The following is an 18,527-nucleotide window of genomic DNA, read 5'->3' as shown; positions in this document are numbered from 1 at the left end:
CCTTCCGAGGAGGGCGGCGCTCGACGCTACCGGGTGCGGCGCCGACGGTTCACCCCTGCGGTACCGCGACCGCATCGGTGACGAAGACCAGCGTTTCGTTCGGCTTCACCCCGTTGCCCCCGGCGCCGTAGCCCAGGTCCGGTGGGACGATCAGCAACCGGCGGGCACCCTGCTGGACTCCTACGAGACCCTGTTCCCAGCCGGGGATCACCATGCCGTCGCCGAGGGTGAGTTCGAAGGGTTCGCCGCGGTCGAACGACGAGTCGAGTTGTTGTTTGTCCGACCAGGTGACCAGCGCGTAGTTCATGGTCAGTTTCTGGCCGGGGGCGGCGCCGGGGCCGGATCCCGGGACCAGGTCCTTGACCACCAGCTGTTTCGGCGGGTCGCAGTCGTCGGGGATGGTGATCTGCGGGACCTCGCCGAAACCTCCCTTCACCTCGATATCGTCGGCCACGCATTCGCGGCCTTTCGATTCGGTGGGCCCGGCCTGGTTCGGGGCGCCCGACGGATCGGCCGCTGTGCTGCTCGTCGTGGTGTCGCCGGTGTCGCCCGAGCCGCATCCGGTGAGCCCGAGGGCGGCCACGCCGACGGCGGCGACAGCGATGATCCTGCCGATTGTCTGCATGCGCCGCACCCTACCGCCGCCGGACGGGGCGCCCGGCGGCGGAGACTCGGCCGGCAGCGGATACGGCTCGGCCCACGGTCCGCCGTCACGGTCGGCGCGGGCGCCGGCGGAATGGTCACGTCCGGTCGCCCAGGCCGGCACCGCACCGGGTCACGGCGCGGCACATCGGTTTCCGTCGCCTCCGCGGGTAACGCAGCCGATGAGCAGCCGGAGATTTCGCCGGGCGCCGTCTCGCGAACCGAGGCCAAGGCGGCACACCTCCAGCTATCGTATTGGCAGACCGTGCTCGGCGGGCGGGCGACCCGGCGCGACCACGACCTCCAGGAGGTTCGGCGTATGACGCAATCGGCGAGTGCAGGTGGGGATACCGGTGCCGACAATGTGGGCGGTCACGGTGGGCAATCCGTCGCGCCCCGGCCCTACGTGTTGTCGGAGACCGCGTCGGGTCCGTTGGATGCCGATGAACTGGAAACCCTGGACGCGTGGTGGCGGGCCGCCAATTATCTTTCGGTCGGGCAGATCTATCTGATGGGCAATCCGCTGGTCCGCGAACCGCTGGCACCCGAGCACATCAAACCCCGGCTGCTCGGCCATTTCGGCACCGTGCCGGGCCTGAATCTGGTGTGGGTGCACGCGAACCGGGCGATCACGGCGCGGGATCTGAACGCGGTGTTCGTGGCCGGCCCCGGGCACGGCGGCCCGGGCCCGAACGCGTGCGCGTGGCTGGAAGACACCTACTCCCACCTCTACAGTCATGTGCCCCGCGACGGCGAGGGGATGCGGGCCCTGTTCGCCCAGTTCTCCTTTCCCGGCGGAGTTCCCAGTCACTGCGCACCGGAGACGCCGGGCTCGTTCCATGAGGGTGGGGAGCTGGGTTATTCGCTGTTGCACGCGTTCGGCGCGGCCCTGGACAACCCGGATCTGACCGTCTTCTGCGTGGTCGGCGACGGCGAGGCCGAAACCGCGCCGCTGGCGGGCAGTTGGCACGCCAACAAGTTCGTGAACCCGGCTCGCGATGGGGCGGTACTACCGATTCTCGCGTTGAACCAATACAAGATCGCCAACCCGACCCTGCTGGCACGGATTCCCGAGGCCGAGCTCATCTCGCTGCTGCGCGGCTACGGCTATGAACCGCTGATCGTGGCCGGTAGCGATCCGGCGCAGGTGCATCAGGACATGGCCGCTGCGATGGATGCCTGCCTGGAGCGAATCGCGCAGATCCAGCGGGCCGCCCGCGACGGCTCCGATCCCACCCGGCCGCAGTGGCCGATGATCGTGCTCCGCACCCCCAAGGGCTGGACCGGGCCGCCGGTGGTGGACGGCAAGCCGGTGGAGGGCACGTTCCGCGCGCATCAGGTTCCGCTGCCGGCCGCTCGTGACGACGCGGCGCATCGGGCGGTGCTGGAACAGTGGCTGCGTTCCTATCGCCCCGAAGAGCTGTTCGACGAATCGGGCGCACCGGTGTCGGAGCTGCGGCAACTGGTCCCGGTCGGCACGCGGCGGATGAGCGCGAACCCGGTGGCCAACGGCGGCGCACTGGTCCGCGACCTGCGGTTGCCCGATTGGCGTGAGTACGCGGTGGATGTCCCCGCGCCCGGCCGGACCGTCCACGAGGCGACCCGGGTACTGGGCGGCTGGTTGCGTGAGGTCACCGTGGCCAATCCCGATAACTTCCTGACCTTCGCCCCCGACGAGCTGGCCAGCAACCGGTTGCAGGACATCCTGGAGGTCACCGGACGCAACTGGCAGGAGGAGATCGGCGTCCACGACGAGAAATTGGATCGGGCCGGCCGAGTGATCGAGGTGCTCTCCGAGCACATGTGCCAGGGGCTGCTGGAGGGATATCTGCTCACCGGCCGACACGGGGTCTTCACGTGTTACGAAGCCTTCGTCCACATCGTGGACGCCATGTTCAATCAGCACGCCAAATGGCTCGACGCGAGTGCCGCGGTGCCGTGGCGGCAACCGCTGCCGAGCCTGAACTATCTGCTGTCGTCGCATGTGTGGCGGCAGGATCACAACGGCTTCACCCACCAGGACCCCGGCTTCCTCGACGTGGTGTTGAACAAGAAGCCGGAGATCGTGCGGGTGTACCTGCCGCCGGACTCGAACACGCTGCTGTCGGTGTACGACCACTGCCTGCGCTCGCGGCACTATGTGAACGTGGTGGTGGCCGGTAAACAGCCGCAGCCGAATTGGCTCTCGGCAACCGAGGCCGCACTGCACTGCGCCCGGGGAATAGGCATCTGGGACTGGGCGGGTCACCGCGACGAGCCGGCCACCACCCCCGATGTGGTCCTGGCCTGCGCCGGCGATGTGCCGACCCTGGAAACACTTGCCGCCGCGGCGATCCTGCGCGAGCATCTACCGTGGTTGCGGGTGCGGGTGGTGAACGTGGTCGACCTGATGCGACTGCTGCCGACCGAGGAACATCCGCACGGGCTACCGGACCGTGAATTCGATACGTTGTTCACCCGCGACTCCCCGGTGATCTTCGCCTTCCACGGCTACCCGTGGCTGATCCACCGGCTCACCTACCGACGCACCAATCACGCCGGTCTGCATGTGCGGGGCTACAAGGAACGAGGTACCACCACCACGCCCTTCGATATGGTCATGCTCAACGACCTCGACCGGTACCACCTGGTCATGGACGTGATCGACCGTGTCCCGGCACTGCGCGAGCAGGCGGCGGGACTGCGACAGGAGATGGTGGACGCGCGCCTGCGAGCCCGGACCTGGACCCGTACGCACGGCGCGGATATTCCCGAGGTGGCGAACTGGCACTGGCCCGGTTAGGCACGCCGTGTACGGGGGCAGGCGCCGGGCCGTGAATCTGCCTTGCCGCGCCGATACCGCTCGGCATCTGGTGGCCCGTTATGCCCGCACCCGGTACTCGACGGCGCCGAACACTACCGGCTCGGCGTCGGCGAGGTGGACAAGTTGCTACGGGCCGGCGGCGCGTGGCCGGCGGCCCACCCCGAGTGCGGCTGGATCACCCGCCGGTATCTGGCCCGCCGCCGCGCGCTCGTCCGGGTAGCAACGCGCGCCTCGCCGAGCTCGACGAATCGGACCTGGAGGAGCTGGGCGCGGTCGACGAGGCGCCGCTGCGCAACCAGTACGCGGCGGTCGGCGCCGCCGCGCGCGTCGGCGGGAGCCGCCACGAATGTGCTCGCGGCCGCCGCCGCACGGGGGCAGGACGTGGCGTCCCTGCGGGACCGGATGGCCGGTCGGCTGTAACCAACCCTTTTCCCATTTCTGGGAAATGCGTACCCGCTTATCCAAACACTCGTGTACCGTACCGTTAGACAGCGGCACATAGAACTACGGACCCTCATACATCGACTCACCGTAGAAGTTCTATCCGCGGGACAATGAAACGGAGCACACCATGACCATCGCTCGTAACCACGGACTCGTGAAACGACTCTTCGCCGCCGTCGCCCTGGCCGGCGCCCTCGCCGTGGTCCCCGCCACCCTGGCGACGCAGTCTGCCGCGGCCGATACACCCGGCCACAGCCAGCGCGACGACAGCCATCCGGGCCACGGCACCTACAACGACACCCACGACCTCCCCAGCGATCCGAGCAACCGCAGCGAGCCGGTGCACGCCATCCCGGCCGAGCGCAGCTTCACCTACGACGGCGACCAGGGCGGATACCTCGATATCTGCGCCTACAAGCCGTACTACTACGCCTGTCAGTGATTCGGAACGCTGGTGATCACTGCCCGTCCGGCAGCCCGGTCACCCGCCGCCGGTTCCGCGACCGACCGGCGGCGGCAGCGCGCTCCGCACGAACCCGTTCGGCCAAGCCAGCGGGAATATGATCGGGAATTCGCCGTCGCGAGGCGATCAGCAGCTTCTGACGGATACTGGCGACCTGCGCGTCCACGGTGCGAACAGAACTACCACGCCGCTCGGCGATGGCACTGTTCGGCCAGCCCGCGGCCGCCAGCACCGCGACCTCGCGCTCGGCCGGCGACAGTGTCTCCCAGCGTGAATCAGCTCGTAGGTCCGGTTCCGATTCACCGTGCCCGGTTTTCGCCGACGCGGTGAGCGTACGCACCGGCCAGTGGCTGCGCAGGTACTGCCGGACCGCGTCACTACCCGATCGGAACTGGCCGCCCCGCCGCTCGGCGGCGGCGAAATCCGCCGCACCGAGGATCGCGGTGGCGGTTTCGGTGGCACGGCCGACACCCGCGGCCACCATCGGCACCCGCTCGATACAGATCCCCATCGTGCGGTGGCAGGCCCGGAAAACACCCACCAGCCAGGCCAGTTCCGTCGCGCGTACCCGCGCGGCCGACGCGGCGCCCAAGGCCGCGGGATCCGCGGCGAGCAGGTGTGCCAGCACGAGCATGCACACCGCGACCGTCCACGAGGTCATCCAGGTATCACGGCCCGCCCCGTTCCCGGAGACCACCGTGCGCGCCGGTTCCAGGGCGGCGGCGGGGTCGTCGGAGCGGGCGAGCGCCAGCGCCAGCGCGACCCGCGCCCAGTGTGCGGCCAACGCGGATTCCGAGGCCACGGAGCGTTCCAGATGTCGCCGGGTCGTCCGCTCGGCCTCGGCCGGGTCGCCCAGCATCGATGCCGCGAGCGCCGCGAAGACCAGTCCGCGTTCCACCCCGACCCGATCGCCCTGCGCGGTGAACTTGCGGCCCGCCCGCTCCAGAACCGTGATCGCGCGCGGGTCGAGCCGGAACAACATCAGCTCCAGACCCCATATCCATTCCACCGAGGCGGGCAGTCCGATATCGGTTTCCGGGGTATCGCGCCAGGAGCCGTCGCCGAACTCGGCCGGCATACACCCGGCGACGCATTCGTCGAGCAGGGCCGCGGCCCGGTCCGCGTCGCCCTGCCACAGGTAGTACCAGCCCAGCAGGGCAGTGGCCCGGATGTGGTGGCCGGTGACGCCCGCACCACGGGTGACGTCGAGTGCCGCCGCGGTGAGCCGGGTCAGCGCCCGGCTCCCGCCGTTGATGAACGGCACCCATACCGACAACAGGACCGACGCCGTCTCGAGTCCGATCAGCGCCTCGCCGGGGTCGGCGATACCGGTTTCGATACCGATGAGGATGTCGTCCCAGGAGGTGCGCGCCCAGTCGAGCCAGGATTGTTCCTGCGGCCCGTACCACAGCGACCGGGCCTCGACGACCCGATCCCGGTAGTAGCGGCGGTGTCGGCCGGCCACCCGGGCCGCCCCGGCCGAGTCACGACGCAACCGGTCACCCGCGAACAGGCGCACGCTCTCCACCAGGTACCAGCGCACACTGGTCTCGGTGCGAAAAGTCGAGACCAGCGAACGTTCGGCCAGTCGTTCCAGCAGCGGCGCCACTCGCTCGGCCGGGAGCGTTCCGTCCGCGCAGACCGCGACTACGGCGGCCAGTTCGACCCCGTTGCGCTGCGGTGCGACGCCGTCGGTTTCGTAGCCGGCCGCGAATACCGACATACGTTGCAGCAGTAGTTGTTCCTCGGCCTCGCACAGGTCGAAGGACCAGGCAATCACGTCGTAGACGCCGCGATGCCGCCGCTCGGTGCCGGCGCGCGCACTCTGTGACCATTGCATTCGCTGGTCGGCGGCGTCGCCGGTGAGTTCGGCCAGCACCATCGCCGGCGGTTGATGCCGCAGGCGCGCGGCGGCCAGCCGGATGAACAAGGGGCTGTGCTCGACCCGGCGGCAGATGCTGCGCACGATCGCGAGCTGATCCGGATCGTCGCGGACCGGGCGGCCGGTGAGTTCGGCGCGGCGCCGGAACAGCTGCAGCGATTCGAAGGAGGACAGCGGTGGCACGGTGAGGATGTACTCGTCGGCCCAGCCGATGGGTTCGCGGCTGGTGGCGAGAATGGTCAGCCCGGGTGTGGTGGCGAGCAGGTCGATCACCACCCGGCCGACCGCCCCGAGTACATGTTCGCAGTTGTCCAGTACCAGGATCGCGTTTTCCGCGATGGCGCCCCCGCGGGGCCCCACACCGACGTCGAGGGCGATCGGGTCCCTGGTGTCGGTGCGAACCACGGATCGCAGCACGTTCTCGGCACGATCACCGCAATCGCGTTCGAGTTCGGCCAGCCGCGCCCAGTACACGGGCCGACCCGGATCGACACGGCGCAGCGCCTCGGCGGCCAGGCGGGTCTTGCCGATACCGCCCTGTCCGACCAGGGTGATCAGCCGCGCGGCCCCCGAACGCAACAGGTCATGAAGGCGCGCAAGCTCCCGCTCTCGACCGAAGAACTCGGTCACCGGCGCGGGCGGGGCCGCACCGTTCGGGTAGATCACCGCCATAGGAACGTAAATTAGTGCACGTCACCACGCACCGTACGACTAACCCGGTCATTTCACGATCGCTTCGCTTTCGGGAAATACGTGACGCTCAGCACATCACGCACGCGGCCTGGCGATAATGCATCTGAACCACCGCACTGTCGAAGGTCAGCACATCCATCAGGCGCAGTCCGGTGGTGTCGACGGGCGACCGGAACAGGGGCACCCCGCCACCGAGCAACAGGGGATGGACGAACAGCCGGAACTCGTCGATCAGTTCGTGTTCCAGGAAACTGCGCGCGGTTTCGGCGCCACCGAACAGCACCATATTCTGACCTGCGCTCTTGCGTCGGCTCACCTCGTCCACCAGGTCCGGGCCGATCACCCGGGTGTTCCACGCGGGGTTGCGCAGTGTGCGCGATACGACGAGTTTCGGTGCGGCGCGCCAGAATCGGGCGAAGTCGACATAGAACGGGGAGACGGGGGCGAGATCGGCGGTGGGCCAGAACCTGGCCATGATCTCGTAGGTTTTTCGTCCGTAGAGCAGCAGATCGGCCCGGCGGAGTTCATCCAGGTATTCGGTACAGAGTTCCTCGTCTACGACCGGCCAGTGGACCGCCTCGTCGGGTCCCTCCGTGAACCCGTCGAGGGATATCTGCATCCACAGTGTCACGCTTCCCATTGCCATGCCTCATCTACCGCGTCAGGTGCCAAGAAGCAGATTCTGCACCCGAGCGGGTCCGCGCGCATCCGTAGACGGCGAAAATTTACCTAAGTACATGGTTTCACCGAACTGTTGTCCGTCCGGCGGGAGAGCCGCTGTCGAATGTACCGTCATCCAGCGAAATGCTCGGACGGTCGTTTCCCAGGCTCGGGAAGATGATCGCGGGCGGCGGGCGATCAGCTCTCCGCGGGAAGCTCGGCCAGTTCGCTGTCACTGTCGATGTAGTGGGCGACGAACCGGTTCACCAGCTCCGCGGCCGCCTTGCCGGGCAGGGTACGAGCCAGCTGGAGTTGCAGGGTCAGTTCGGCCAGGTCGTCGGTGCCGCGATCGGAATTCTGGTACTTCTGCCAGGCGGTGCGATGGAAGAGGTCGACGAAGCGGCGGGCCATCCGGTCGGAATCGGCGCGGATGCGCTCCAGCTCGCCCAGCACTTCGGCCTCGGGGACGCCGGCGGCGGCCAACTGCTCGGATATTCGGATGAGCTGCCGGTCGGCGGGTCGATAAGTGGCGGCATCGACTGGTTCGTAGAGCCCGGCGGCGACGATGCGCGCCAGCCCGTTGGGTACCGACGCATACCGTTCCTGCAGGTCGGTGGCCGGGATGGTGTCGGTGGGCGTTGCCGAATCGTCCGTGGACGGTTCATCGGATTCCATACCGCCGAGCAGCGGGCCGACACCGAGGATATCGCCGAGATCGTCACCGCGGTCCCAGGCCTTGAGAAGTTCTTTGATCCCGTTCAGCTTGATTCCGCGATCGAGCAACCTGCTGATCGTGCGCACCCGATTGAGGTGATCTGGACTGTAATAGCCTGTCCGCCCCTTGACCTGCGGCGGGGGCAGAACCCCCCGTTCGTGATAAACCCGCAGGCTGCGCACGGTCGTGCCGGCGGCGCGCGCCAGTTCATCGATCGTGTACTCCACACCAGCAGCCATGTAACAAGGAAACCACAAAGGCGCGCCGACGACCCGCGCCGGACACGGCCGAAAGATCCGCCTCAGCCCATGTTGGGGTGAGATTTGCTAGTTCGTCGACCTGGAAGTAACGGCCCGTTGGGTATGTGTGCGGCGTTCGTCCTCCGACATACCACCCCACACCCCGTACGGTTCGCCGACCGCCAGCGCATAGCTTCGGCATCGGTCCAACACCGGACAGGTATCGCAGATCTGCTTGGCGCGCCGCACCCGAGCGGCGCGGGCCCGACCGCGCTCGCCTTCGGGATGAAAGAACACAGTCGATTCCAGGCCGCGGCAGGACCCGTTCATTTGCCAGTCCCATGCCTCGGCGGCCGGGCGCCGAGGCTGGATCACGGTGGACATACACAACTCCTCTGCCCGCAATTCTGTTAGGCCAGCGTAATTACTCCCCAGACCTGGGAATCAGGAGTCGCGTGTCGCCGACCGGCTTCCCGGCAGTGGCGAACATCCACCCGACCAGGACCACGGAAACCGTCCTATGCTGCGAGTATGAGTGAGCTACCGGGCGCGCGGATCACCGTTGCGGAGCGCGATCGCGCACTGCGGGAACTCGCCGAACATCTGGGCTCGGGTCGGCTGACTCTCAACGAATTCGAAGAGCGCACGGCCGCGGTGACCGCGGCGCGGACCACACCGGAACTGGCCGCACTGTTCGCCGATCTGCCCGCGCCGCCCGCACCGTCGGCTCCACCCGACTCCACCGATCCCGCGGTCGGTTTCGCACTGCTGGCCGGCGGGTCAGCGGTATTCGCCCTCATCCTGGCGCTCGTGTTCGGCGGCTGGCTGTGGCTGCTGCTGCTGGTGATCGTCCTGGTATCCGCACCGCTGCTACCGGCCGTGCTACGGCGCAACCGGGTTCCGGGACAATCCTGACCTCACCAGCGGGTATGCGGCCGCACGCTATTGGCCAGGTCCACCAGCCGGTAGCGGTGCAGCCGCCCGGGCGCGGTCCGGGCCAGCGCACGCAGGCGTGATTCCAGCCCGCTGCGCAATCCCGGCACGGTCAGCGGATAACCGAGCAGCGTGGTGTCGGCGGAGGCGGGACGCATCCGGGACCGAAGCCATTCCAATGCCGCCCCGACCACCACGACCTGCATCTGCAGTGCCCGCGGTTCGTCGGCGATCTCCAGCCGGGAGGCCGCCTCGCGCAGGTCGATCTCGGTGATCTCGCGGTGCGGCCGCGATACCAGCAGCAGGCTGCCGGTCATCCGCGCGGTGCCGTGGTGCCGGGACGTATCGGGCACCCCGTCCAGAACCTGCACGGCCTGGAGCAGCTCACCGTCGGCGGCCAACCGCCGGGCCAAGCCGAAAGCCGCGCTGACCACGCCGTGGTTCGTCTGCCAGACCAGCCGGTAGAACTCCGCGGCAGCGGTGTGCCAGCGATCGGAATCGGCCGGATCGGCCAGCGCCTGCAGGACGAGTTCGGCCGTGGCGGCCAGGGCCAGCGCGGGCGCCAGCTCACCGGGCAGCATCGTGTGCACCTCGTCGAAGTGCAGGTACGCGCTCTCGTAGCGCTCGTCCAGCAGATCGGTGACACCGGTGAACCATTCGATCCGCCAGTCGGTCGTGGTGCGGGGCCGCAGCGCTTCCAGCAGAGCGAGCGCCGGACTCAGTTCACCCAGGTCGAGATGGGCGCGAACGGCGGCGAGCGCGCCCTCCACCTCGAAAGTCTCCGGTGCGTCGATGGTGCCGGCCGAGATCCGTTCAGAGGTCTGTCGCAGGGCGTCCAGCGTCTGCCGGGCGTCCCCGTGCAGCAGCGGCGCGAGCAGCTCGACGCTGGGGTCGTCGGCATCGATCAGCGGGATCGGCAGCGTGGCCACCACCGCGGCGGCGTCCAGGCCGAGACTCCGGTGCCCGCCGTCGACCATCCCGTCGGTCTGACCGATCAGCGCGTCGATGCCGAAATCGCCACGCAACGACCCGAACTCGACGGAAGCCTGGGGATGCTCACGACTCGAATCCGCGGCCAGCACCATCCGCAGGACCCCGGCCAGCTGGCAGTACATGGCGTAGGTGGACGGGAACCGGCGGGCCGGATCCGTATGAGTCGCCCGGACCAGCAGCCGATGCAGGCACGGATACTGCCGCAGGAGCGGGAATTCGTCGGGCGTGGGCATCTCGGCGCGGTAATTGCCGTGGGCGTCCTTGCGCAGGTCGAGAATCAGCGCGGCCAGGGTGCGGCCGGCCGCGTAGACGTCGGTGGCCACGGTGGGACCGGTCTCGATGATCTCCGGCGCCTGATAGCCGGGGGTGCCGTAGATGCTTCCGTAGGACTCCATCGCCGCCACGGCTCCGAGGTCGATGAGCTTGACCTCGTCATCGGTGACCATGATGTTGTCCGGTTTGAGATCGTTGTAGGCCAGCCCGAACGAGTGCAGATAGTCGAGGGCGGGCAGCACCTCCATCATGTACGCGATGGTCTGGGCCACCGGAATACGTTCCGGCCCCGCCATATCCAGCATCTTCTTCAGCGAACGCCCGCCGACGTACTCCATGACGATGTAGCCGTCGGCCACCTCACGATGGGAGCGGTGCTTGACGAAGTTGTAGATCTTGACCACACCGGGATGGGTGATCTCGGACAGGAACTGTCGTTCGGCCAGCGCGACGACGTGCGCCTCGAAGTCCTGAGGATTCTGGAGCCCCTTGAGCACCACCCAGCGATCGCTCACATTGGTGTCGACCGCCAGGTAGATCCAGCCCAGGCCACCGTGCGCCAAACAGCCCTTGACCACGTATTGCTCGGCGACCACTTCGCCGGCGGACAGGGCGGGCAGGAAGTTGTAGGCCGAACCGCAGCGCGCGCAGTCCCCCGCGACCGCGCCGGGACCGTCCGGACCGGATCGGCCGTTGGGTGCCTGGCATTTCCAGCAGAAGCGTTTGTGCTCGGGCACCATCGGATCCGCGAGGACAGCCGTGGCCGGGTCCACCGGGTCCACCCGCGGCAGCGCGACCAGCCCGGCGCCGAGCCGCCGGACACTCGGACGGGAGCGGCCGGTGCGGCCCGACAGCTGCTCCTCCTCGAATCCCGCGAACGGGTCGGGATCGGCGAAGTCGTCGTCCTCGTCCTCGTCCTCGTCCTCGCCGAGCAGGAGGTCGTCCAGATCGTCGTCGGGCCCGGCGAGACTGTTGAGCCGAGCGATATCGTCGCCGGTCAGCGCCGCGATGGCCCGGTCGAAGTCCGACAGGTCCGGTGTCACGGGTGCGCTGTCCGATGGTGGCGGCGCCGCGACAGCGGGCACGGAACCGACGGTGACCGGCACGAATACCCCGGACCCGCTGGGGACCGCCGCGGCGTCGGTGGCGCTGCGCGGACCGGTGTCGCCGGATTCGGCGAGTAGTTCCTCGGCGGCGCGGGTCAGATCGGACTCCGCGGCGCGTTGCACACTCTCGCTGCTGTTGGTGCGCAGCGTGGACCAGGTGTGGGCGCCGCGCCGGGGCATCTCGGCCCCGCGGACACGACGCTTCGACCAGGGCGGTGGGAGCGGACGCTCGGATGAGCTGGGATGCTCTGGCATGCACGACCTCTCAAACCCGCGGACGAACCGAGAGTCTATTGTGATCCCGCTCCGCGGGCACGTGGAAGGTTAGCCGTTCCCGTCCCTGGGAATGCGAAATACCCCGGGTTTGCTACCCGGGGTATTCGCGGTACGGCCTGCGGTCCTACTTGTCCTCGGGCTCGTCCAGGATCCGGACGGTGTCGCCGGATTCCGCGGCCGGGGCCGAAGCCGCAGACGCGGCGATCGTGGCACGCGCTGCGGTGAGCTCGCCGACCCGCTTGCGGGCCAGGAACCAACCGCCGACCAGAGCCGGGACGCCGATCACCAGCATCGCGATCACGGCGAAACGCTGTTCGACCTCTTCGCTGAACAGCATCAGCAGGACCACGGCGACCAGGAACACCAGGGTGGCGTAGCTGGTGTACGGCGCGCCGGGCAACCGGAACTTGGGCCGCTCGATCTTGCCGTCCCGAGCCCAGCGCCACAGCTGGAGCTGGCAGAGCACGATCGCCGTCCACGAGAAGATGGTGCCCAGCGCCGAGACGTTCAGCACGATCTCGAACGCCTTCTCGGGAACGACCGCGTTCAGTCCGACGCCCACCAGTGCGATGGCGCCGGTAGCGAGAATGCCGACGTAGGGAACACCGGTCGTGGACATTCGGGACGCGATCTTCGGTGCGCTGCCGTTCATCGACATCGAGCGCAGGATGCGTCCGGTCGAGTACAGGCCGGCGTTCAGGCTGGAGAACGCCGCGGTCAGCACCACCAGGTTCATGACCGAACCGGCGCCGTCGATACCGATCCTGGAGAAGAAGGTGACGAACGGGCTCTCACCGGACTTGAACACGGTGTAGGGCAGCAGCAGCCCGAGCAGGACCAGCGAACCGACGTAGAACAGCGCGATACGGGCGATCACCGAGTTGATGGCGCGCGGCATGATCTTCTCGGGGTTCTCCGCCTCACCGGCCGCGGTGCCCACGAGTTCCACCGCGGCGTAGGCGAAGACCACACCGGTGGTGACGACGACCAGCGGCAGCAATCCGGCCGGGAACAGACCACCGTTGTCGGAGATGACGCTGAAGCCGGTGGGGTTACCCTCGATATCGAAGCGGCCGGCCAGGAAGACGGTGCCGATGATCAGGAAGGCGACCAGGGCGACGACCTTGATCAGGGCGGCCCAGAACTCCAGTTCACCGAACCACTTCACCGAGACCATATTGATCGCCAGCACGATGGCCAGGGCGATCAGTGCGATGGTCCATTGCGGGATCACCTCGAAGGCGCCCCAGAAGTGGACATAGGTGGCGATCGCGGTGATATCCACGATGCCGGTCATGCACCAGTGGAAGAAGTACATCCAGCCGACCGCGAAGGCCAGCTTCTCGCCGTAGAACTCACGCGCGTAGGACACGAAGGACCCGGAGGACGGGCGGTGCAGGACCAGCTCGCCGAGGGCCCGCAGAATGAAGAATACGAAGATGCCGCAGACGGCGTATACCAGGAACAGGCCGGGTCCGGCGTCGTGCAGCCGGCTGCCGGCGCCGAGGAACAGGCCCGTTCCGATGGCTCCGCCGATGGCGATCATCTGGAGCTGCCGGGGGCGCAGCGACTTGTGATAGCCCGCGTCTTCGGCATGCAGACTCTCCGCCGGCGCCGCCTGTCCCCGAGGCTCTTGAACAGTTGTCATCGTCTTGTTGCCTTTCGAGTGGCGCAGATCATGTCTGCGAGCAATATACCGCTAGACAGCGGCACGATCAATAGGGGGCCGCTAGGTGTAACGCAGTGGAAACCAGGAACTTTGACGAAATACGAGGTCGGCCGCAGTGTAAGAGCCATTGATCGAGCCGCTGAACGTCGATACGCTGAACACGTCATATCGCTGAGGGAGCATCCAGATGGCCTGGTTCGAACGCGAGTTCATCGCCGTCCCGGAGACCGGTAAGAAACAACTCGTCTACAAGTGGCCGGACGTGAGCATCCGGCGGTACTCCCGCGCCATCGTCAATGCCGACCAGACCGCGTTATTCGTCAAATCGGGGCAGGTCGTGGGTGTCCTGGGCCCCGGCCGGCACCGCATCGACGCGGACGAACTACCCCTCCTCGGCGCCCTCGTGGACACCTTGTCCGGCGGGAACTACTACCGTGCCGAGCTCTACTTCGTCTCCACCCGTGAATTCGCCGGGATCAAGTTCGGCGGGCGACTGGCCGATATCGCCGACCCGGTGAGCGAGCAGATCGTCACCCTGCGGGTCTTCGGCGAATTCGCCCTGACCGTGCGCGACTCCGGACAGCTCATCACCTCGCTCGCCGGAAGCACCGATCTGCACGATCCGACCGGTATCGAAACCTGGAGCGCCGATCTGCTCCTCAAAGCGATGAAGGTCGCGGTGACGCAGGGCGTCTCACAGGGCGAATGGCCGGTGCTGGGCCTGTCCGGGCTGCTGCCCGCCATCGAGGACGCCGTCGTGCGGCAGACCAATACCGCGCTCTACGAGTACGGCCTGCGGATCCCCCGGCTCGGCAATTTCGACATCACCCTGGCCCCCGAGGACTCCGACCGACTCAAACGGCTCGCCAAGGACGTCACCTATATCCGGCTCGCCGGCGATTTCCGGCAGTACGCGGCCGGGGAGATGGCGCTGGGCGCCGGGCAGGGACTGGCATCGGGCCACGGCCACGACGGCGGCTTCCTGGGCGCCGCACTGGGCATCAACGCCCTGCAGCAATCGAGCCCACCGGCCGGCGGCCAGTTCCCACCCGCCCCCGCATCACCCTGGCAACAGCACCAGCAGTCCCGGGAGCCGCAGGCAGCGCTGCCGTCCGCGGCACAGCCGGCCGAACTGGCGCCCGCGGCCTCCGAACGGCCCGTCTGCGCGGTCTGCGCCACGGCCAACCCCGCGGGCGCCAACTTCTGTGTCGACTGCGGTAGTCGCCTCGCCCCCGCCGAACCCGCCCACTGCCACCACTGCGGCGCCGAACTCGCCGCGGCGGCCAAGTTCTGCGCGTCCTGCGGTACCCGGGCGCACCGGGCCTGAACGACTCAGCGCCGCACGAACATCGCACGATCGGGCAAGAACGCCTGCGTCCGCCCGGCCGGAGCCGGACGGACGCAGGGTGAGATCGCGCTGATCAGGCGACGATTCCGGACTCCGCGCTACCCGCCAGACTGCGGACCTGACGGGCCGCGACCGACAGGGTCGCCAGATCGTGCCGGGCGACGCCGAAGATCTCGGTCAGCGCGGCGCGGGCCCGGGTGAGCCGTGAGCGATTCGTCTGCTCCCAGTAGTCCAGCTTCTCCGTCACCGGATCCTCCGGATCGGTGGCCGTGGCGATGTCCAGCGTCAGCAACCGCAGCGATTCGTAGAGATCGTCACGCAGCGCCAGCCGGGCCAGGCCGGGCCAGCGCTGGTCGTGGTCGAGATCTCCGACTGCGCTGATCAGCCGGGTGATCTCCAGATGCGCGTTGAGCGCGAAATAGAGTTCGGCGATCTCACGCGAGTCACGCTCGGCGATATCGGCGATATCCAGCACATCCAGCAGCGGGAACAGGTGGATCAGCCGGTAGACCTCGGCGGCCAGATCGGCCGGTGCACCGTGTTCGGTCGCCTCCGTCGCATGCGCCGCGACACGTTCGGCGAGCGGCTTCGGCAGCCAGCCGGGAACCCGGTCGGCCAAGGCGCGCACACCGTCGCGATAACGGGTGATGTCCGCGCCGATGGCGATCGGCTGTGGCCGGTTCAGCAGCAGCCACCGCGCGGCGCGTTCCAGCATGCGGTTGCTCTCCATCTCGAGCTGGTCACGCACCGAGGTGGGCATATCCGTCGTCCGGATGCGCTGCCAGAGCTCACGCAGACCGAAGATGTCCACCGCGGCGGTGAAAGCGCGCACCGCGTCATCGGTGGTGGCGCCGATCTCCTCGGACAACCGGAAAGCGAAATTCGCGCCGCCGAAATCGACCATCTCGTTGATCACCACGGTGGCCACGATCTCGCGGCGCAGCGGATGCCGGGTGATGGCGCCGGCGAAGCGCTCCCGCAGCGGAGTCGGAAAGTAGTCCGGCAGTACCGCGGCGAACGTGGGGCTGTCGGGCAGGTCTCCGGCGAGCAGATCGGCCTTGAGCGCGAGCTTCACGTGGGCGATGAGCGTCGCCAACTCCGGGGAGGTGAGGCCGGCGCCGATGGAGATCCGCCGCTCCATCTCCGCGTCCGTGGGCAGCGCCTCCAACGTGCGATCCACCCCACGCCGGGTTTCCAGTTCGGTGAGCAGCCGCCGGTGCACCGGTCCGCGCCGGCCTGCGCCGGCGCGGGACAGACCGATCCGGAAATTCTGCGAAATATTGTCACGCAGAACCAGTTCGGCGACCTCGTCGGTCATTTCGGCGAGCAGTGGATTGCGATCGGCGAGCTCGAGCTCCCCCGCCGACACCACACCGTCGAGCAGAACTTTGATGTTCACCTCGTGATCGGAGCAGTCCACCCCGGCCGAATTGTCCAGCGCGTCGGTGTTCATCTTCCCACCGTTACGGCTGAATTCGATCCGGCCCAAAGCGGTGGCACCGAGATTACCGCCCTCGCCGATCACCTTCACCCGCAACCGGTCCGCATTCACTCGAACCGCGTCGTTGGATTTGTCGCCCACATCGGCGTTCGTTTCCGAACTCGCCTTGATATAGGTGCCGATACCGCCGTTCCACAGCAGATCGACCGGGGCCTCGAGGATCGCGCGGATCATCTCCGGCGGGGAAAGCCGGGTGATGGATTGCGGAAGTTTCAGTGCCGCACGGACTTCCGGGCTCACCGGAATGGCCTTGGCGGTGCGGTCGAACACTCCGCCGCCAGCACTGATCAACGAACGATCATAATCCGCCCAACTCGACCGAGCCAAACCGAACAACCGCTCACGCTCACCGAACGACGACCCCGCATCCGGATCCGGATCCAAGAAAATATGACGATGATCGAACGCCGCCACCAAACGAATATGCTCCGACAACAACATCCCGTTACCGAAAACATCCCCACTCATATCCCCCACACCCACCACAGAAAAATCCTGCGACTGAGTATCCACACCCATCTCCGCGAAATGCCGCTTCACACTCTCCCACGCCCCCCGCGCAGTAATCCCCATCGCCTTGTGGTCATAACCCGCCGAACCACCCGACGCGAACGCATCCCCCAACCAGAACCCATACCGACCCGCAACATCATTCGCGATATCGGAAAAAGTCGCCGTACCCTTATCCGCCGCCACCACCAGATACGTGTCATCACCGTCACGCCGCACCACCCGGTCCGGCGGCAAGACGGTGCCGGTGCCGTGCTCGACGTTATCGGTCAGATCGAGCAGGCCGGAGATGAAGGTCCGATAGCACGCCACGCCCTCGTTGAACAGGGCCTGACGGTCGGCGGCGGCGTCGCCGGTGGCGGCCGGCGGGCGCTTCACCACGAAACCACCCTTCGCACCCACCGGCACGATCACCGCATTCTTCACCGCCTGCGCCTTCACCAGACCCAGAATCTCGGTCCGGAAATCCTCCAACCGATCCGACCAGCGCAAACCACCCCGCGCCACCGCACCGAACCGCAGATGAACACCCTCCACCCGCGGCGAATACACGAAGATCTCGTACTTCGGCCGCGGCTGCGGCAGCAATGTGATCGACTGCGGATCGAATTTCAGCGAAAGGTGCGCGGACGGTTCGCCCTCGGCATCGCGACGGAAGTAATTCGTGCGCAGGGTCGCGGTGACCATGTTGAGCACCGCGCGCAGCACCCGGTCGGTGTCCAGGCTGACCACGGCATCGATTTCGGCTTCCAGCCATTCAGCGATTCCCGCGGCCGAATCGGCGCTGCCATCGGGATCGAAGTACGCCTCGAACAGCCGCACGAATCCACGCGACATATCCGGATTGGCCAGCAGCACACGGGTTGTTCCCGCGGCGCCGTAGGAGAATCCGGCCTGCTTCAGATATTTCGCGTACGCCCGCAACACCACGACCTGCCGCCAGTGCAGACCGGCCCGCAGAATCAATTCGTTGAGTGTATCGACGTCGGCATGCCCGAACCACATGGCTTCGAACGCCGCCGTGAATCTCTGTGCGATTCCCTGAGCACCGGGACTCTCGGGCTGAGCTAGATCGGCCTCTAACTCGGGGTCCAACTGAGTGCGTAAAACCGCTGACACCACCCGTAACCGGAAATCATAGATCCAGTCGGATTGCTCGTTTTCGGAATCGAGCTGGTAGGGCCGCTCGTCCACGACCTCCACACCGAGGCTGTGCAACACCGGCAGCACCCGGCTCAGCGAAACGCCCTCGCCGGCGGCGTAGAGCGTGAATCGCCACTCCCCCGGCGGGGCATCCGCTGTGCGGTACAGCGCGGTACGGAAACGCGCCGACCCCAGTTCGTCCGGATCAATCCGGAATCGCATCGGCGAAACTGT

12 protein-coding genes and 1 pseudogene are annotated in these 18,527 nt (G+C 67.3%); 5 read left to right on the top strand and 8 right to left on the bottom strand.

Going from position 1 to position 18,527, the window contains the following annotated elements:
- Positions 1 to 49: 49 nt before the first annotated feature.
- Positions 50 to 625, bottom strand: a complete 576-nt coding sequence (locus OG804_RS28645; RefSeq protein WP_328391746.1) for an FKBP-type peptidyl-prolyl cis-trans isomerase — start codon at positions 623 to 625, stop codon at positions 50 to 52.
- A 336-nt stretch (positions 626 to 961) separates the two neighbouring features.
- On the opposite strand from OG804_RS28645, the gene OG804_RS28640 reads away from it, so the two are divergent.
- The 3 genes from OG804_RS28640 to OG804_RS28630 all read left to right on the top strand — a co-directional run bounded on the left by OG804_RS28640 (position 962) and on the right by OG804_RS28630 (position 4,331).
- Positions 962 to 3,424, top strand: a complete 2,463-nt coding sequence (locus OG804_RS28640; protein ID WP_328391745.1) for a phosphoketolase family protein — start codon at positions 962 to 964, stop codon at positions 3,422 to 3,424.
- Positions 3,425 to 3,466: 42 nt separating this feature from the next.
- A complete protein-coding gene (locus tag OG804_RS28635; protein WP_442941655.1) occupies positions 3,467 to 3,865 on the top strand; it encodes a hypothetical protein in 399 nt (132 codons plus the stop codon).
- A gap of 151 nt (positions 3,866 to 4,016) precedes the next feature.
- Entirely contained in the window at positions 4,017 to 4,331 is a 315-nt protein-coding gene (locus OG804_RS28630) for a hypothetical protein (protein WP_328391743.1), read from the top strand.
- A gap of 16 nt (positions 4,332 to 4,347) precedes the next feature.
- Here the strand turns inward: OG804_RS28630 and OG804_RS28625 are convergent, their stop codons facing one another.
- The 4 genes from OG804_RS28625 to OG804_RS28610 form a co-directional block, all read right to left on the bottom strand.
- Positions 4,348 to 6,906: an ATP-binding protein gene (locus OG804_RS28625; RefSeq protein WP_328391742.1), complete on the bottom strand. Its 2,559-nt coding sequence runs from the start codon at positions 6,904 to 6,906 to the stop codon at positions 4,348 to 4,350.
- Positions 6,907 to 6,994: 88 nt separating this feature from the next.
- Positions 6,995 to 7,567: a dihydrofolate reductase family protein gene (locus OG804_RS28620; RefSeq protein ID WP_328391741.1), complete on the bottom strand. Its 573-nt coding sequence runs from the start codon at positions 7,565 to 7,567 to the stop codon at positions 6,995 to 6,997.
- Positions 7,568 to 7,785: 218 nt separating this feature from the next.
- On the bottom strand, positions 7,786 to 8,541 hold the full coding sequence (locus OG804_RS28615) for a MerR family transcriptional regulator (protein ID WP_328391740.1): 756 nt from the start codon (positions 8,539 to 8,541) through the stop codon (positions 7,786 to 7,788).
- 87 nt (positions 8,542 to 8,628) lie between these two features.
- Positions 8,629 to 8,925: a WhiB family transcriptional regulator gene (locus tag OG804_RS28610; protein ID WP_328391739.1), complete on the bottom strand. Its 297-nt coding sequence runs from the start codon at positions 8,923 to 8,925 to the stop codon at positions 8,629 to 8,631.
- Between the two features lie 147 nt (positions 8,926 to 9,072).
- On the opposite strand from OG804_RS28610, the gene OG804_RS28605 reads away from it, so the two are divergent.
- Positions 9,073 to 9,456 carry a DUF1707 SHOCT-like domain-containing protein gene (locus OG804_RS28605; RefSeq protein WP_328391738.1) on the top strand — a complete coding sequence of 128 codons (384 nt, stop codon included), beginning with the start codon at positions 9,073 to 9,075 and terminating at the stop codon, positions 9,454 to 9,456.
- Positions 9,457 to 9,458: 2 nt separating this feature from the next.
- Here the strand turns inward: OG804_RS28605 and OG804_RS28600 are convergent, their stop codons facing one another.
- A complete protein-coding gene (locus OG804_RS28600; protein ID WP_328391737.1) occupies positions 9,459 to 12,101 on the bottom strand; it encodes a serine/threonine-protein kinase in 2,643 nt (880 codons plus the stop codon).
- A gap of 145 nt (positions 12,102 to 12,246) precedes the next feature.
- Complete coding sequence (locus OG804_RS28595; protein ID WP_328391736.1) at positions 12,247 to 13,770, bottom strand: amino acid permease; 1,524 nt, start codon at positions 13,768 to 13,770, stop codon at positions 12,247 to 12,249.
- Between the two features lie 208 nt (positions 13,771 to 13,978).
- Between OG804_RS28595 and OG804_RS28590 the strand changes: the two genes are divergently transcribed.
- Entirely contained in the window at positions 13,979 to 15,118 is a 1,140-nt protein-coding gene (locus OG804_RS28590) for an SPFH domain-containing protein (RefSeq protein ID WP_328391735.1), read from the top strand.
- A gap of 94 nt (positions 15,119 to 15,212) precedes the next feature.
- Here OG804_RS28590 and OG804_RS28585 read toward each other — a convergent pair.
- Positions 15,213 to 18,461 (bottom strand): annotated as a pseudogene (locus OG804_RS28585) (NAD-glutamate dehydrogenase); the annotation flags it as partial.
- Positions 18,462 to 18,527: the final 66 nt, after the last annotated feature.

The organism is Nocardia sp. NBC_00416 (genome assembly GCF_036032445.1).
Taxonomy (GTDB): Bacteria; Actinomycetota; Actinomycetes; order Mycobacteriales; family Mycobacteriaceae; genus Nocardia.
Note: the sequence above shows the minus strand (reverse complement) of the source record. Positions and strands in the feature narration are given on the sequence as shown.